Genomic DNA, 17,079 nt, shown 5'->3' on the forward strand with positions numbered 1-17,079 from the left:
GCATGGTGCAGCTTGAATCACCATCTGTGCTTCAAGCTTTATACTTATTATTTATGGCTAGGTATTAAGCTTTCGCTGCTGCCATCATATCGGCAAATTTATCGAACAGTGGCGCAGCATCATGTGGGCCAGGGCTGGCTTCTGGGTGACCCTGGAAGCTAAAGACTGGCTTATTGGTCAGCTCAATCCCTTGGTTGGTACCGTCAAATAATGAGCGATGGGTAGATTTAACATTGGCAGGCAGCGTGTCTTCATCAACGGCAAAACCATGGTTTTGACTGGTAATCATAACCGTGCCAGTTGCCAAGTCTTGTACCGGATGGTTGGCACCATGATGACCGGTTTTCATCTTGATGGTGTTTGCACCGCTGGCAAGACCAATGAGCTGATGACCTAAGCAGATACCAAAGGTTGGAATGTCCGTTTCTTCAATAATGTGGCGTACCGCATCGATAGCGTAATCACAGGCTGCAGGGTCACCAGGACCATTTGATAAGAAGATACCGTCTGGATTCATCGCGAGGACATCTGCGATAGGCGTTTGCGCGGGTACGACAGTGACATGGCAGCCGCGGTCAACGAGCATACGTAGGATATTGGTTTTGCTACCGAAGTCATAGGCGACAACGTTGTATTTTGCTTCGACGTGCGTGCCCAAATGCTTAAAGAAGCCGCCTGTACCGCTATCATGGCTACCAGCTACATCGCGGTTAAGTAGGGTGTCTGATAAATCCCAGCTACCGGCGGTCCATTCAAATATCGTCGGTGTACAGCATTCTTTTGCCAAGTCCATACCTTCGATACCAGCAAATTCTTGTGCCAATTTAATCGCTTGCTGTTCATCTTCGCTGCTAATCGTTGTGCCGTTAGAAGCCGTCATGATACAGCCGTTTTGTGCACCTTTATCACGTAATAGGCGGGTCAATTGACGGGTATCAATATCAGCAATGGCGACGGTATTATGGCTCTGTAAATAATCAGTCAGTGACTCTGAGTTGCGGAAGTTTGAGGTCACCATGGTCGCATCGCGAATGATAAGACCTTCAGCCCATACTTGATGACCATTACCAGACTCGACATCTTCAGCGTTGGTACCGGTATTGCCGATGTGCGGATAGGTAAGCGTGACCAGTTGGCGTGCGTAACTTGGGTCGGTTAGGATTTCTTGATACCCTGTCATGGCTGTATTAAATACCACCTCACCGACACGATGACCAAGACTACCGATACTCAAACCGCGAAAAATCGTACCGTCTGCTAGTGCCAAAATTGCTTGTATTTCTGCCGATGAATTCAAGGGTTGCCTCCGCTGTTATTAGTGAGTGCTGTGCTATTTTTTGGTTAAAATAAAGCGCTGCTTTTTTGATTATTGCTATTTAACTGCGGCTAAATAACCATAATAAAAGAGACAGCGCCAAAATTTTTCCACAAAAAAGCGAGAAGACATCATAGATGAAAAGGTACAGGATTCACTAGGTGGTGAATAAGTAACTTACATCATGTCCGCTCGCTTTGGCACAGATTTTGCGCATTATACTAGAGTTTTGCACTAAGGGCTAGCATCTTAAGCTGATGCTTGACTAATAAATTTAAGATGTTTCTTATTTAACCTTCAATTATGAGCAGCCATAGTAGATTTGGCTATAGGTAGTGACTAGGAGGTGATATAAATAGGTATGAAGATTATGATTTATTGATCAAAAATTATAATGTACTGATAAGCCATAGTAATCTGGCGATAAGTTGGTGGCGATATGCAGCTGGTCATCTTGATAGCTTTTCGTCAGATACATACTGCTCGCCATACCTAAGGCAGCGCCTGCCAATACATCGACAGCGTCATGCTCATCGGCTTCAATGCGGCTATAAGCCACAAAACCTGCGCCAATATAGGCAGGAACACTATATTTTAGTCCATAGCGTTTATGAATAAAGCTGGCACCCTGAAAGGCTCTTGAGGTATGACCAGATGGATAAGAATCATCATCGCTGCCATCTGGGCGCTCTTTATCAATCACAGATTTTAGGGCATAAGTGGCTGCAACATTGGTTGCAAATGAATAATAAAATTGCTCTCGTCCCTCTTTATCATCCATATAATAAGTGCTACCGTAAGCAACTGCTGGTATAGCGAAAGATAGAATGTCACCCGCCTTGTCGATATTATCGCTACTACTGGCGTGAGCTGGCATAGCGACAAGCAAGCTGCTCGATAATAAAAAACTACTGGGTAATAAAATGATAGCGGAAGCGTTTTTGCTGATCATTGCGGCAATCCTAAAGAGGGTTTATAGGGCAGATGAATGAAAACCGCATTATACTACAAATGCTTGCTCCTAAATTCAGCGCTCACATATTTACAGGTCAGTTTTATAGCCGATATCTGTCTCAACTACATTTATTAATAATAACAACTGAATAAAACCTATCAAGGATAGAGTATGATTTATCAATATTTAGACAAAGTGCCTACATTCGCTGTACCCTTTAATGGTTGGGTTGCAGACTCAGCACGCGTGATAGGCGACGTGTATTTGGGTCATCAGTCAAGCGTCTGGTTTGGCGCGGTGATTCGTGGCGACAATGAACGCATCCATATCGGTGACTATACTAACGTGCAAGAAAACAGTGTTATTCATACTGATGCTGGTATCGAGGTAAAAATCGGTAATCATGTCACCATTGGTCATTTAGCGATGCTGCATGGCTGCGAAATCGGTGATAATAGCTTGATTGGCATTGGCGCGGTCATTTTGAATAATGCCAAAATCGGCAAAAACTGTATTATCGGTGCCAAAGCCTTGGTCACCGAAGGCAAAGAGATACCAGATAATTCTCTCGTTGTGGGCGCGCCTGCAAAAGTGGTGAAAACATTGACAGATGAACAGGCAGTCATGATGAAACTGTCAGCGCTACATTATAGCGATCGTTGTCAGAAGTTTAAAACGGGTCTTAGAGAGATTGAGCAACCAGAATAAGTTGCTAATGAACAATCACTAATCAACAGTTACTAACGACCGATTACTATTAATTATTATCAATTGTCATTAATGAGTATTTTATTATGAGCACGCCAAGCACTGTTAGTCAGACTGTCTCACGTACGTTAGCACTATTTGATTTAGACCATACTTTGCTCGATGTCGATAGCGACTACTTATGGGGCGAATATATCGTCAAGCATAATCTTGTCGACGAAGCCGAGTATCGCACTGCCAACCAGAAATTTTATAATGATTATATCGAAGGTACGCTTGATGCGACGGAATATAATGAATTTGTGGCACAGTTTTTAAGCAGCTTACCAATGGATAGGTTGCATGAGTTGCGCGAAGACTATATAAAAAGTGAGATTGAGCCGCACATCCGCCCAAAAGCAATGGAAGTCCTGTGTCAGCATGTTGAAGCAGGTCACGATGTGGTGATTATTTCGGCGACCAATGACTTTGTCGTTTCGGCGATTGCTAAGCGTTTTGGGATTGAAGACGGCAATGTGCTCTCAACGCCTCTTGAAATAAAAGATGAGCGCTATACGGGTAAATTGACCGATAAGCCAAACTTTAAAGAAGGTAAAATTTATCATTTGGATAAATGGATTGGCAAACAGCAACTGACAGGTATTAATTTTGACAAGACTTATGCGTATTCAGACTCCAAAAATGATATTCCTTTACTAGAGTGGGCAGATGTGGCGATTTGTGTATCACCTGATGATGCGCTACATGCTCATGCGTTGTCGCATCGCTGGGCGGTTGAGGATTGGTCAATTTAAAAGATGAAAATAGCGGCTAAAATTAGCCAAACATTTCACCCAAATCTCATTTAAAATAGCGCCATCGTATTTTTAAAACAGACAGGAACCCTTATGGAAATCAATCCGTATCAAGAACGAATTAAAGATTTATCAGAGCGTGGGCAGGACTTGCGGAGGTATCTTTGACTTCGATGGTAAGCAAGAACGCTTAGAAGAAGTCAATTTAGAGTTAGAAAACCCCGAGCTATGGAATGATCCAGAACGTGCGACCAAGATTAATAAAGAAAAAAGTCAGCTTGATGGTGTGATTGATGTGGTGGTGTCGCTTGAAACTACATTGGAAGATGCGTCCGCTATGCTAGAGCTGGCGGTAGAAGCAGAGGATGAATCCTTGCTGGCAGATGTGCAAGCCGAATTAGACAACGCTGAAAAGCGCGTTGCCGATTTAGAGTTTCGCCGGATGTTTAGCGGTGAGATGGACCCAAATAATTGCTACTTGGACATCCAGTCAGGTAGTGGAGGTACAGAGGCGCAAGATTGGGCAGAAATGCTACTGCGTATGTATACGCGCTGGGCAGAAGCGCATGGCTTTAAAGTTGAAGTGATTGAAGTATCATCAGGTAGCGTCGCTGGTATCAAGTCGGCAACCATTGAGATTAAAGGGGATTATGCCTTTGGTTGGTTACGTACCGAAATCGGCGTCCATCGCTTAGTGCGTAAGTCACCATTTGATAGTAATAACGGTCGTCATACTTCATTTGCTGCCGTCTTTGTGTCGCCTGAGATCGATGATAATATTGAAATTGATATCAATCCAGCAGATTTGCGTATCGATACCTATCGCTCATCTGGCGCAGGTGGTCAGCATGTAAACACCACCGATTCTGCGGTACGTATCACCCACGAGCCAAGTGGCGTGGTGGTCACTTGTCAGAACGAGCGTAGCCAACATGGTAATAAAGCGACGGCGATGAAAATGTTGCGTGCCAAGCTTTATGAGCTTGAGATGCAAAAACGAATGGAATCTCAGCAAGCAGTCGAGGACGGTAAATCAGACGTTGGTTGGGGCAGTCAAATTCGCTCTTATGTGCTTGATGATTCACGTATCAAAGACTTGCGTACTGGCGTTGAAACTTTTAACACTGGTGCGGTACTCGATGGCGACCTCGATCAATTTATCGAAGCGAGCCTAAAAGCTGGACTGTAAAAATAGAATATGAAGACAGATTTAAAATATCAACCAACACTTAATTAAGGAAAATTATGCCAAGCGTTAATAATTATTTTGAAAACAAAGTGACTTCTATTGCCTTTCAAACCGCAACTAAGCCTGCTACTGTCGGTGTAATGGAGATTGGTGAATACGAATTTGGCACCAGTGAGTTTGAAACCATGTCAGTCGTTAGCGGTACCTTGACGGTCAAGCTGCCAGAGAGTGATGAGTGGCAGACTTTTAATGCTGGCGAGCAATTTACCATTGATGCCAACCAAAAGTTTCAAGTAAAAGTGGAAGTTGAGTCTGCTTATTTATGTACTTACGGTAAATATCCATTTCCCATATGAGTACAGTCGTCAAAAAAACGCCAAGTTGATGCTTGGCGTTTTTTTATGAGTACTTTATTCCTCGACTAATTTCAAAAAATAAAACAAGCTAATACAATCTATAAGTTCTTACGGTATTGCACCATATCTGTTTGAGTGGCGATTGTGTCATAGAGTTTGCGCGCTGTGGTGTTTCCCTCTTGGGTTGTCCAATAAACGCGGTTGCAGTTTTGCTGGCGGGCAAACTCATAAACCTGTTCAATCAATGCACGTCCTACGCCTTGCCCGCGCACAGGTTGATCCACATATAAATCCTCTAAGTAGCAGCATTCAGTGCTATTCCAAGTATTGGGGTGTAGCACCACATGCGTGATACCTACCAACTTGTCGTCTTGCCAAGCACCAAAACCATAAATCGGCACATTACTATCGAGCAAACTGTGCCATGTTGCATTCGTCGTTTCTAATGGCAAGCTGCTCTCATAAAACGTCAGATAGCTTTGCCAGAGGCTTAACCAAGCATCGTAATCACTTTTAGATAATGGCATTATTTTTAAAGAGCCATTAGTTGGATTTATAGGAGTGGCGTTTGTCATATTAATGGTGTCTTTAGTCAGTTTGTCTTAAATTATGCCGTAGCGCCCAAAATCTACAAGCCATTTATCGGTTTTATTTTACACAGCATTACACATTGTCCATGGCAAGTACACAGCAATGATAATGGCGGTTGATTATGCTAAAACAACGATATTAGCAAATGAGTATTTTTTATGGCGAAGTCAAATCAACCAAGCAATATACAAGATGTGCGCCATGATTATGAGCACTTGGCGAGCCTCGCGAACTTACGTTATGTCAGCGATAACGATCCTGGATATGGGCGTCGGCGTTCTGGACGTGGCTTTACTTATCGAGATGCCACTGGCAAAACGGTTAAAGATAAAGCCTTGCGTCAGCGCTTTGATGCTTTGGTCATACCGCCGATGTGGTCAGAGGTTTGGATATGCCAAGATGATAAAGGACATCTACAATCGACAGGTCGAGATGATAAAGCGCGTAAGCAGTATTTATATCATTCAGAGTGGGATCGGGTACGTGACCAAGCCAAGTTTAATGCCATGATAGGTTTTGCTGAAGCGTTGCCCAATCTGCGTGCGCAAGTTGAAAAAGATTTAGAAGCCAAACCCTTATCACGTGACAATGTGTTGGCAGCAGTGGTCAAATTACTTGAGACCACCTTGATTCGCATCGGCAATAGTCGTTACGCCAAGCTCAATAAAAGTTATGGTTTAAGCACGTTACGCAGTAAGCATGTCAGCGAAACGGATACTGGACTGGCATTTGACTTTGTCGGTAAAAGTGCCAAAGAGCATCATATAGAATTGCAAGATGAGCGTTTGATTGACATCATCCAAGCGTGCTCTGAGCTGCCCGGTTATCAAGTATTCAAATACTTAGATGAAGAGGGTAATAAGCAAGTCGTTGATAGCGCTGATATCAATGATTATCTGCGTACGCATACCTGTGGTAATGAGTGTGAAAGTTATAGCGGCAATTTATACAGTGCAAAAGACTTTCGTACTTGGATGGCAAGTGTATTGGCAGCAAGCTACCTTTATGATGAGTTGCAAACCAAATCTGGTAAATTGATTTTAGCCACTGCGCCTGATAGTAAAGAGCGTCAGCAACTGGTGACTGATATGGTAAAAAGCGTCGCCGATGAGCTCGGCAATACCCCAACGGTCTGCCGATCCTCTTATATCAATCCTATTATTATCCAGCAGTTTTTAGCAGGGGAGTTTTTTGAGCCTTATAAACAAGCGCGCCGTGGACGTACCAGACGGCATCAAAGCTGTGAAGAGAAGGCGTTACTTGGGTTTTTGAGCGCGCGACAGTAAACCATTACTAAGTAACTGTCTTTAGAGAATAATAAAAATGATACGTTATGTATTGAAATAAGTATAAAAATACGTTACTAATAGAGTATGTGCCATTTAAGATTTTTAAACAGTTGATCAAATATAGCTGTTTTACGATTTATTCTATTATTTCTAACTCTCTGATTTTGTCAGTGATTCTCGATTGCTAAAGGATTAGCTTATGAATACCTCTCCTTCAAGTACTACCTTTTTAAACACCCCTTCAAATCATGCTGTAAATACCTCACAGGCGCTAACGAGTTATAGTGACTATTATCATAATTTTGATATGAACGCATTACTAACAGAGATATTTGGTGAAAATGTAGATGATCGTTTAAACGCCTATATGGCGTGCTGTGGACGTCATGTACGTGACGGTCGCGGTGATCATATTGCGCTAGTTCATGAAGATACGGCTGGCAATGTCACGCGTATGAGCTTTGCTGAGCTTGATAAAGCAAGTGCACAGGTTGCCAGTTTACTACTTTCTTATGGCGTGCAAGCGGGTGACCAAGTGGCAACTATGCTACCGCGTACCCCTGAGTTACTCACCATTGTATTAGCCACTTGGCGGATTGGCGCAGTCTATCAACCGCTGTTTACCGCCTTTGGTTATGATTCGATTAAGTATCGAATGGACAAAGCCAATACCAAGGTCGTTTTTACCAATCAAGACAATCGTGGCAAGTTTGACGACTTGGCGAAGCAAACCAAAATGGTGTTGGTTGGTAGCAAGGTAGATGCGCAAAGCTGGGGTGATGATAACTATGCTGACAAGATATCAGAGCAGCCACAAACTATAGAACCAGTGCTACTAAATACCGATGCACCCTTTTTGCAAATGTTTACCTCAGGTACAGTAGGCAAATCAAAAGGCGTTAGTGTGCCACTAAGCGCGCTCTCAGCCTTTTATCTGTATATGCGTTATGCAATTGACCTGCGCGCGGATGACAACTACTGGAATATGGCAGATCCAGGCTGGGCGTATGGGTTATATTATGCGATTACTGGGCCATTATTACTAGGTATTACTACCTATTTTAATGAAGCGGGCTTTGACGCTGCTCATACCCGCGACTTTATGGTACGTCATAAAATTAGCAATTTGGCGTCCTCACCGACAGCATTTCGGATGATGAAATCGAGTGGCGTGTTTGAAGCTGCTCACAATGACAGTAGTAATGACAATGAGGCTAAACTATCACTGCGCTGTGCCAATTCAGCAGGCGAAACCTTGAATACCGAAGTCGTCAACTGGGTGGAAACTTATCTAAACTGCAAAGTGTGCGATCAGTATGGGCAGACCGAAACGGGCATGACCTGCTGCGAGCACCATGCGTTAGCTCATGAATGCCCAGTAGGCTCGATGGGCATGGCGTTATCGGGGCACACATTGGTCGTATTAGATGATGACATGCAAGTATTGCCTGATGGTAAGCAAGGACAGCTGGCAGTGGTCGTCAGTCAATCGCCCGCGTTTTATTTCCGTGGTTATAGCTGGAACGAAAAAGACGCCTTCGCTGATGACTATTATTTAACAGGTGATGTGGTTGAGCGTCATAGTGATGGCAGCTATTGGTTTTCAGGGCGTGATGACGACATTATTATCACCGCAGGTTACCGCGTTGGACCAACCGACGTTGAAAACACAGTGCTGGAGCATGAGGCAGTCGCAGAGTCCGCAGCAGTTGGCGTGCCAGATGAAGTGCGCGGTCATACGATTAAGTCTTATGTGGTGCTAAAAGATGGTATCAAAGGCACAGACGAGATTGCTAAAGAGATTCAAGATTTGGTGCGCAGACGTCTATCAACTCATGCTTATCCACGTGAGGTTGAGTTTGTGAAAGAGTTACCAAAAACCCCAAGTGGTAAAATTCAGCGCTTTTTGCTGCGCAGTTTATCTGCGGCTTGATAAAGCAATGCATTCATATCGTTAGGTTAAGATAAAAATCGATGACTGATAAAAATAACAGTATAAATATTAATTAAAGGAAAAATTATGCAAATTGAACAACACAGCTTTTTGGTCACGGGCGGTGCGTCAGGTCTGGGTGAGTCGGTAGTGCGTGCTATCGTGGCTCAAGGCGGCAAGGTTGTCATCGCTGATCTTAATGAGTCGACGGGGCAAGCATTGGTCGATGAATTGGGTGACCATGCTCGTTTTGTGCGCTGTGATGTGACCAGTGGCGATGAGGTGCAAGCGGCTGTTGATATGGCTGAAAGCGACTTTGGCGGCTTACAAGGTTCTATCAACTGTGCAGGTATCGCTGTTGTACAGAAGCTCTTAGATCGTGAAAACAATCCGGCAGATCTCGATGCTTTTAGTCGCGGCGTCAATATTAATCTTGTCGGTTCTTTTAACGTGGCGCGTTTGGTGGCAGCCAGTATTGCGAAGCGTGTAGCTAATGCCAATAACGCAGACAGCTCCGTAGAGAAGAACGCTGACAACGGCGTCATTATTAATACGGCTTCTATCGCTGCCTTTGATGGGCAAGTCGGACAAGGGAGTTATGCTTCATCTAAAGCTGGCGTCGTTGGCATGATGTTGCCGCTCGCACGTGAGCTGACTCGTCATGGTATCCGTGTCATGACTATCGCGCCTGGGGTATTTGCAACGCCTATGATGCAAAGTTTGCCTGAAAAGGCGCGCGAGCAACTAGAGGCTGCGGTACCGTATCCTAAGCGCTTGGGTAATCCTAATGAGTTTGCCAAATTGGTCATGCACATCATTGATAATGCCTATCTCAATGGCGAAGTGATTCGTTTGGATGGCGCGATTCGTATGGTGTAATAGAATTCTAAGAATTTAATGTCGCATTTTTAAGTCTCATTCGTACAACTCGCACAACGCTTGGCATGGTTTTTTGTTATAGTTGATCCACTTTTAAAAGAGTACGGAACTACTGAGGTTCATTATTCGCAGCCTCTGTCTGCGTAGGCACAGCAAGCAAGAAAAATTAACCCCAGTAGTGATTGATAATATTTGTATTTCTTTGATTAAGGACTGACTATATCTTATAGATAATAATTTTATTTATTAATAATAAGAAGTAATACCATGCCATTTTTTCGTGCAGATTTTAGTCAGTATCTTGTTTGGTTAGTAAGCGCAATAAGTCTTAGCCTCGTGACTCTCATGAGTACCAATGCCGCGCCAAACATACAAAATACTTCAAAATCTACCCCCTCTATTCCTGATACTGCCATTATCGACAAAGTTTTCGTTGATAAATCAGCGCGTGTTCTACAATTATTAAGTGGTGACACTGTGATCAAGTCTTATCATATAGCGCTTGGTGGCAATCCTATTGGTCACAAGCAGCAGCAGGGTGATAAGCGTACCCCGTCAGGTTCTTATACACTCGATTATAAGAATGAAAAATCCAAATTTTATCGCTCTATTCACATAAGTTATCCTAATGCGGCTGATAAGGCACATGCTAAGAAGATGGGCATCAATCCGGGCGGTGATATTATGATTCATGGTCAAAAGAACGGTTCTGGACATCTAGCGTCGGTCAATCAATTACGCGATTGGACCAAGGGCTGTATCGCCGTCACTGATGAAGAGATGGATGAAATCATGGCGATGGTCAAGGTCGGTACCGCTATTGAAATCGTAGAATAAGAATATTAAATAATCGGTATCTACAGGCGTATTTTTTCTAAAATAAAATTCATTATGTATTAAATGTTAGCACGATTTAGTGACTTGATTTTAAGCAATTAATATCATTACTATTAATAAGGTTTTAGTGCTAAGTAGGTTGAAATTCCTCTCTATGTACCGCATATATAAAGGCAGACGAAGGCAAGTAAACAGCATAAGTTTGCTGCCTAATAATATATAAATGATAAAAGGATACGACTATGAGATTTGAGAAATTTACCCAAAAACTGCAATCTGCCATTCAAGAAGCACAAAGTTTGGCGTTAGGGCGTGACCATACCGGTATTGATCCGGTGCATTTGCTAGCAGTCTTGTTACAAGATGAGTCTAATTTGTCTATCTGCCAACAAGCGGGCGCGTCTATCCCTGCGCTAAAAAATGGCGTGGCAAAGGCGCTCGACAACCAAGCAACGATTAGTGAGCCAACGGGTGACGTTAATCTAAACCCAAATTCAGTCAAAATTCTGAACTTGGCAGACCGCCAAGCACAAAAAGAAGGCGATGATTTTATCGCCACTGAATGGGTGATGTTGGCGCTCGCTGAGCAAGGCGAAACCAAAAAGATATTTGAGAGTGCGGGCGTAACAGCGAGTAAATTAAAAACAGTCATTGAGCAATTGCGAGGTGATGATACCGTGAATAATCAAAATGCTGAAGATCAGCGTGATGCGCTGAATAAATATACCATTAACTTAACTGAGCAGGCGGAACTTGGTAAGCTTGACCCTGTGATTGGTCGCGATGAAGAGATTCGTCGTACCATTCAAGTACTCTCGCGTCGTACCAAAAATAACCCAGTACTGATTGGTGAGCCAGGTGTTGGTAAAACGGCTATCATTGAAGGTTTGGCACAAAAAATCATCAATGGTGACGTACCAGAAGGACTACGCCGCAAAGAAGTGTTGTCGTTAGATTTGGGCTCATTGATTGCGGGTGCAAAATTCCGTGGTGAGTTTGAAGAGCGACTCAAAGCGGTACTCAGCGATTTATCAAAGCAAGAAGGCAATGTCATCTTATTTATCGATGAGTTGCATACTTTAGTAGGTGCTGGTAAAGCCGATGGCGCGATGGATGCCGGTAATATGCTAAAACCTGCGCTTGCGCGTGGTGAGCTACACTGTGTCGGTGCGACAACTCTCGATGAATATCGCCAGTACATCGAAAAAGATGCGGCTCTTGAGCGTCGTTTTCAAAAAGTACTGGTCGATGAGCCAACGGTCGAAGACACCATTGCGATTTTGCGTGGTCTAAAAGAGCGTTATGAGCTGCATCACGGTGTTGATATCCAAGACAGCGCGATTATTGCTGCTGCGCGGATGAGCCATCGTTATATTACCGATCGCAAGCTGCCAGATAAAGCGATTGATTTGATTGATGAAGCGGCAAGTCGTTTACGTATGGAGATGGACAGCAAGCCTGAAGCCTTAGGTAAGCTTGATAGTCGCTTGATTCAGTTGAAAATGCAGCGCGAAGTGCTCAAAAATGAAGAAGACGCTGGTGCGCAAGCCGAGCGTAAAGTGCTTGATGCACAAATCGAAGAGTTAGAGAAAGAATACGCTGATCTTAATGAGATTTGGCAAGCAGAAAAAGCTTTGGTCAAAGGCAGTCAGCAGCTAAAAGACGAGCTGGACAAAGCGCGTATTGCTTATGATAAAGCCAGTCGTGAAGGCGATTATGAGACCATGAGTAAGCTACAATACGAGACGATTCCGCAGTTAGAGCGCCGTATCCATGAGTCGGATTTGGCAGAGCAAAAAGAGCAGACTGGTGAAAATAGTGGTGTAAAACTGCTGCGTAACAAAGTCACGGATAATGAAATCGCTGAAGTCGTCGCGGCTGCGACGGGTATTCCAGTCAGTAAAATGATGCAAGGCGAGCGTGATAAAATGCTGGCAATGGAAGAAAAACTCCATGAGCGCGTCATCGGTCAAGATGAAGCAGTCGAAGCGGTAGCCAATGCGGTACGTCGTAGTCGTGCTGGCTTGTCGGATCCGAATCGTCCTTCAGGTTCATTCTTATTCTTAGGACCTACGGGTGTCGGTAAGACTGAGCTGACCAAATCATTAGCGAATTTCTTGTTCGATAGTGAAGATGCGATTGTCCGTATCGATATGAGTGAGTATATGGAGAAGCACAGCGTCAGCCGCTTGGTTGGTGCGCCTCCAGGCTACGTCGGTTACGAAGAAGGTGGTGCCTTGACTGAAGCGGTACGCCGTAAACCTTATAGTGTGATTTTATTTGATGAAGTTGAAAAAGCGCATCCTGATGTGTTCAATATCTTGCTACAAGTGTTGGATGATGGTCGTTTGACTGACTCACAAGGTCGTGTCGTTGATTTCAAGAATACTGTAATCATTATGACCAGTAACTTGGGTTCGCATAAAATCCAAGAAATGGTCGGCGAGAGCTACGAGGATATCAAAGCAGAAGTGATGGATTCAGTTGGGCAGCATTTCCGTCCAGAGTTTGTCAACCGTATCGATGAGATCGTGGTATTCCATCCACTAGGTATGTCGCAGATGGCAGGTATTGCTGCGATTCAGTTAAACCGCTTACGTCAGCGTTTATATGAGCGTGAGTTAGACATCGAGTTATCAGCAGAAGCGATGAATAAGCTGGTTGCAGTTGGTTATGATCCTGTTTATGGCGCGCGTCCACTCAAGCGTGCCATTCAGCAAGAGATTGAAAACCCATTGTCATTGAAGCTGCTGGCGGGTGACTTTGTTGCTGGTGATATCATCAAAGTCGATGTCGGTGTGGATGATAAGCTGACATTTGATAAGCTTAGAATGAGCTAATCGTTCATTTTAGCCCTTGATCCGAAAATAAGCCCCTTATTTGCCCATTTTTTATACAGGCAAGTAAGGGGTTTTTACTTTGTGCGCCATCATTATTTTTACTCTTGCCATACTTAGATTATGTTATAAATAATCTAAGCTCTAATTATATAAATATAAAATTTATGGAGATAAAAGAATGATAATAATAAATAGGCAGTATATGAGTAAACCATTAACGTTACCGATAATTATCACAGCATTACTGTTTAGTACTTCTGCTTGTTCCAATCAATCTGCAACTGATACCAATGCCGATTTGGCAGAATATCAAGAAGTTGAAACCTCAGTAGCAGATATTGCAAGTACGGACAAACCTGCCTTTACCACAAAAGCCGCTGCCACCTTTGATGAGCCATGGGCAATGACTTCATTACCAAAAGTTGATAATAAACCATTAAGACTGCTCGTAACACAAAAGACAGGTGAGTTATTTATAGTCAATACAGCGACTGGCGCTAAGACAGCCGTCGTGGGCATACCTAAAGTCGCTTATGGCGGGCAAGGCGGTCTTGGCGATATTATTCTTGCACCGGATTTTGCGACTTCTAGCTATGTATATATCAGCTACGTAGAGGCAGGCAAAGGGGTTGATAATAATAAATTTGGTGCAAAAGTCATCAAAGCCAAGCTGTCAGGCTTGGATACTGATAAGCCAAGTTTGCGGGAGATTGCTCCAATTTGGCAGCAGATGCCGAAGGTAGACGGGCAAGGGCATTACAGTCATCGCTTAGTATTTTCTCCTGATGGGCAATATATGTATATTAGCTCAGGCGAGCGTCAGGAAAAAACCCCTGCTCAAGACATGACTGTCAATTTGGGCAAAATAATACGGTTAAATGCTGACGGCTCGATGCCAATGGACAATCCATTTGTGAGTAATAATGACATTGCTGCTCAATTTTGGAGCATAGGACATCGTAATGTACTCGGGATGGCATTCGATAGTAAAGGGCAGTTGTGGGCGCATGAAATGGGTCCACGAGGTGGTGATGAGTTCAATTTGATTGAGAAAGGTAAGAATTACGGCTGGCCAATTGTATCAAATGGTCGCAATTATTCTGGTGTGGATATTCCTGATCACAGTACGCGTCCTGAGCTTGAAGCACCCAAAATCACATGGACACCAGTCATATCCCCTTCATCAATCAGTATGTATTCGACTGGTACACATGCTGATTTTCCTGCTTGGCAAGACAATGCGCTGATCAGTGGTTTATCCTCCAAAGCACTGATAGTCGTTAATTTCGATGAAAATAATGGTGCGACTGAGCGCTATCGCTATGATATGGGCGAGCGTATTCGTAGTGTACTGGTTGTAGATGGGCAGGTTTGGGCGCTAGAAGACGGCAACGATGGTGATTTGTTGCAGTTGTTACCACAGTAGCAATTTATCTCCACTATCCTTTGTACTTAAGAAAGATTAAACGCTCCTAACGAAGTTGATAAGCGGATAAATATAGGAATTACTTGCTAAGTTTCTGAGGTTTTACGGTATTGTGGTTTGCGTGACCAGAGAGTTTTGATTCATGTCTATCAATGAGAAAAGCGTAAATACTTAATTAAATTTGATAGTTGGCAGCTATCTTGTTAAGGTTACCTTCCTAAAAACTAAGGCTAACAAACAAATGGATCATGTAAAAGTTGGCAGGTTAGGCCCTTTTCCACGGGTGAGTAAACCTGTGTTTATTACTTCAGCGTTACTTATCGTTGGATTTATCATCTTCGGTGCTTTCTTTACCGAGACCGCTGGCGCGCTATTTAGCTTTTTGCAGGACTTTATCACCGATAAGTTCGGCTGGATGTTTATTATATTAATGAATGTGGCGCTGGTCTTTTGTATTTATCTAGCGGCAAGTCGTTACGGCGACATACGTTTAGGTCAACAAACAGAGAAACCGCAGTACAGTCTGTTTTCTTGGATTGGCATGTTGTTCTCTGCTGGTATCGGTATTGGACTGGTATATTGGGGAACAGCTGAGCCCCTATACCACTTTATGGCACCGCCATTAGGTGAAGCTGAAACGGTAGAAGCTGCCAAGCAAGCTATGAGCATCTCATTTCTACATTGGGGATTACATGCTTGGGCAATTTATACCATAGTGGCATTAGCACTGGCTTATTTTCACTTTCGCCGTGGACTGCCGCTATCTATCCGTTCGACGTTATACCCGCTAATAGGCGAAAAAATATATGGTCGATGGGGTCATACAGTTGATATCCTAGCCGTATTCGGGACAATGTTTGGTGTGGTAACTTCCTTAGGTCTAGGGGTTATGCAGATCAATTCAGGTCTTGAAAATTTATTTGGTATACCAAATTCTTTAACCGTACAGTTTATTATTATTGCTTTTGTGACTGCGTTGGCATGTGGCTCATTGATGCTCGGTCTTGATAAAGGTATCAAGCGCTTAAGTGATATCAATATGGGTTTTACAGGTGTGCTCTTAGCCTTTATGGTCATTTTAGGGCCAACCTTATTCATTTTTGATAGTTTTATAGAAAACATCGGTAATTACATCGTTGCTATGGTGCCTTTATCAACATGGGGTGAAGCTTATAGTAATACCGATTGGCAGAGTGGTTGGACGATCTTCTACTGGGCATGGTGGGTAAGTTGGGCACCATTTGTAGGCGTATTTATTGCCCGTATCAGTCGTGGTCGTACTATCCGTGAGTTTGTATTGGGTGTGCTGTTGATTCCGATGGTAATTTTGTTCTTCTGGTTCACCACTTTTGGTGGTGTCGCTATCCATATGGAGCTTTTAGCGGCGCTTGATCCAGCTATGGCCAGTCCAGGATTGGTAGAAGCGGTGCAAGCAGATTCGGGTAGCGCTATTTTTAAATTGGTTGAATACTATCCATTTGCAAAACCAATTACTTTTCTTATCGTGATTATGATTGTCTTATGGTTCGTGACCTCATCGGATTCAGCAAGTTTCGTGATCGACATGTTGACGGCTGGTGGCGATACCAACCCACCCAAGATCCAACGTTTATTCTGGGCGTTGATGGAAGGTTTGATTGCCGCTATATTGTTAGCGGCAGGCGGACTAGGCGCATTGCAAGCCGCTGCTATTGTGGCTGGACTGCCATTTGCTTTGGTGATATTTGTCATGATGTATGCGTTACTTCGTGGCTTAAGTCGAGATCGATTGATACTGTATCGAGCTCAACAGCACTTTATTACTGAAGAATCTGCAGATCATAATTCAGCCAATGAGTTTGCAGATGAGCATTTGTTGAAAGGCCCACCTAAAATTGTAAAGGGTGATTAGTCAACACGATGCTGTTTAATAGTCATGAATTAGGGCTTAGATAAGCAAGCTGTGATTAAGCGAAGAAAGATCAAGA

At 43.4% G+C, this 17,079-nt stretch carries 14 protein-coding genes; 11 read left to right on the top strand and 3 right to left on the bottom strand.

Annotation, left to right across the window (positions count from 1 at the left end):
- Positions 1–64: 64 nt before the first annotated feature.
- Both carA and JMX89_RS03835 read right to left on the bottom strand, forming a co-directional pair.
- The gene (gene carA, locus JMX89_RS03830) at positions 65–1,297 is read right to left on the bottom strand and encodes a glutamine-hydrolyzing carbamoyl-phosphate synthase small subunit (protein WP_133105337.1); all 1,233 of its coding nucleotides are present in this window, start codon (positions 1,295–1,297) and stop codon (positions 65–67) included.
- A gap of 400 nt (positions 1,298–1,697) precedes the next feature.
- Entirely contained in the window at positions 1,698–2,267 is a 570-nt protein-coding gene (locus tag JMX89_RS03835; RefSeq protein ID WP_133105338.1) for a phosphatase PAP2 family protein, read from the bottom strand.
- Between the two features lie 174 nt (positions 2,268–2,441).
- Here JMX89_RS03835 and JMX89_RS03840 point away from each other — a divergent pair, with 174 nt between their 5' ends.
- The 4 genes from JMX89_RS03840 (at position 2,442) to JMX89_RS03855 (ending at position 5,317) form a co-directional block, all read left to right on the top strand.
- Positions 2,442–2,978 (top strand): gamma carbonic anhydrase family protein, encoded by a 537-nt coding sequence (locus tag JMX89_RS03840; RefSeq protein WP_133105339.1) that lies wholly within the window; start codon positions 2,442–2,444, stop codon positions 2,976–2,978.
- Positions 2,979–3,064: 86 nt separating this feature from the next.
- Complete coding sequence (locus tag JMX89_RS03845) at positions 3,065–3,772, top strand: HAD family hydrolase (protein ID WP_201531471.1); 708 nt, start codon at positions 3,065–3,067, stop codon at positions 3,770–3,772.
- A 93-nt stretch (positions 3,773–3,865) separates the two neighbouring features.
- Positions 3,866–4,961 (top strand): peptide chain release factor 2 gene (gene prfB / locus JMX89_RS03850; RefSeq protein WP_144061752.1). Its coding sequence is split into 2 segments (ribosomal slippage): positions 3,866–3,937 and positions 3,939–4,961, totalling 1,095 coding nucleotides; the frame shifts between segments, so codons are not numbered across the junction.
- Positions 4,962–5,017: 56 nt separating this feature from the next.
- Positions 5,018–5,317 carry a pyrimidine/purine nucleoside phosphorylase gene (locus JMX89_RS03855; RefSeq protein WP_201531473.1) on the top strand — a complete coding sequence of 100 codons (300 nt, stop codon included), beginning with the start codon at positions 5,018–5,020 and terminating at the stop codon, positions 5,315–5,317.
- A 98-nt stretch (positions 5,318–5,415) separates the two neighbouring features.
- Here the strand turns inward: JMX89_RS03855 and JMX89_RS03860 are convergent, their stop codons facing one another.
- Positions 5,416–5,892, bottom strand: a complete 477-nt coding sequence (locus JMX89_RS03860; RefSeq protein WP_201531475.1) for a GNAT family N-acetyltransferase — start codon at positions 5,890–5,892, stop codon at positions 5,416–5,418.
- Between the two features lie 174 nt (positions 5,893–6,066).
- Here JMX89_RS03860 and JMX89_RS03865 point away from each other — a divergent pair, with 174 nt between their 5' ends.
- The 7 genes from JMX89_RS03865 (at position 6,067) to JMX89_RS03895 (ending at position 17,003) form a co-directional block, all read left to right on the top strand.
- On the top strand, positions 6,067–7,194 hold the full coding sequence (locus JMX89_RS03865) for a DNA topoisomerase IB (RefSeq protein WP_201531477.1): 1,128 nt from the start codon (positions 6,067–6,069) through the stop codon (positions 7,192–7,194).
- Between the two features lie 202 nt (positions 7,195–7,396).
- Entirely contained in the window at positions 7,397–9,130 is a 1,734-nt protein-coding gene (locus tag JMX89_RS03870; RefSeq protein ID WP_201531479.1) for an AMP-binding protein, read from the top strand.
- Positions 9,131–9,217: 87 nt separating this feature from the next.
- Entirely contained in the window at positions 9,218–10,009 is a 792-nt protein-coding gene (locus JMX89_RS03875) for an SDR family NAD(P)-dependent oxidoreductase (protein WP_020443122.1), read from the top strand.
- Positions 10,010–10,276: 267 nt separating this feature from the next.
- The gene (locus tag JMX89_RS03880) at positions 10,277–10,846 is read left to right on the top strand and encodes a L,D-transpeptidase family protein (protein ID WP_201531481.1); all 570 of its coding nucleotides are present in this window, start codon (positions 10,277–10,279) and stop codon (positions 10,844–10,846) included.
- Between the two features lie 242 nt (positions 10,847–11,088).
- Positions 11,089–13,686 carry an ATP-dependent chaperone ClpB gene (clpB, locus tag JMX89_RS03885; RefSeq protein WP_201531483.1) on the top strand — a complete coding sequence of 866 codons (2,598 nt, stop codon included), beginning with the start codon at positions 11,089–11,091 and terminating at the stop codon, positions 13,684–13,686.
- A 202-nt stretch (positions 13,687–13,888) separates the two neighbouring features.
- Entirely contained in the window at positions 13,889–15,112 is a 1,224-nt protein-coding gene (locus JMX89_RS03890) for a PQQ-dependent sugar dehydrogenase (protein ID WP_201531485.1), read from the top strand.
- Positions 15,113–15,353: 241 nt separating this feature from the next.
- Positions 15,354–17,003 carry a BCCT family transporter gene (locus JMX89_RS03895; RefSeq protein WP_201531487.1) on the top strand — a complete coding sequence of 550 codons (1,650 nt, stop codon included), beginning with the start codon at positions 15,354–15,356 and terminating at the stop codon, positions 17,001–17,003.
- The last annotated feature ends 76 nt before the right edge of the window (positions 17,004–17,079 follow it).

Origin of the sequence: Psychrobacter sp. DD43, assembly GCF_904846555.1 — a bacterium.
Taxonomy (GTDB): domain Bacteria; phylum Pseudomonadota; class Gammaproteobacteria; order Pseudomonadales; family Moraxellaceae; genus Psychrobacter; species Psychrobacter cryohalolentis.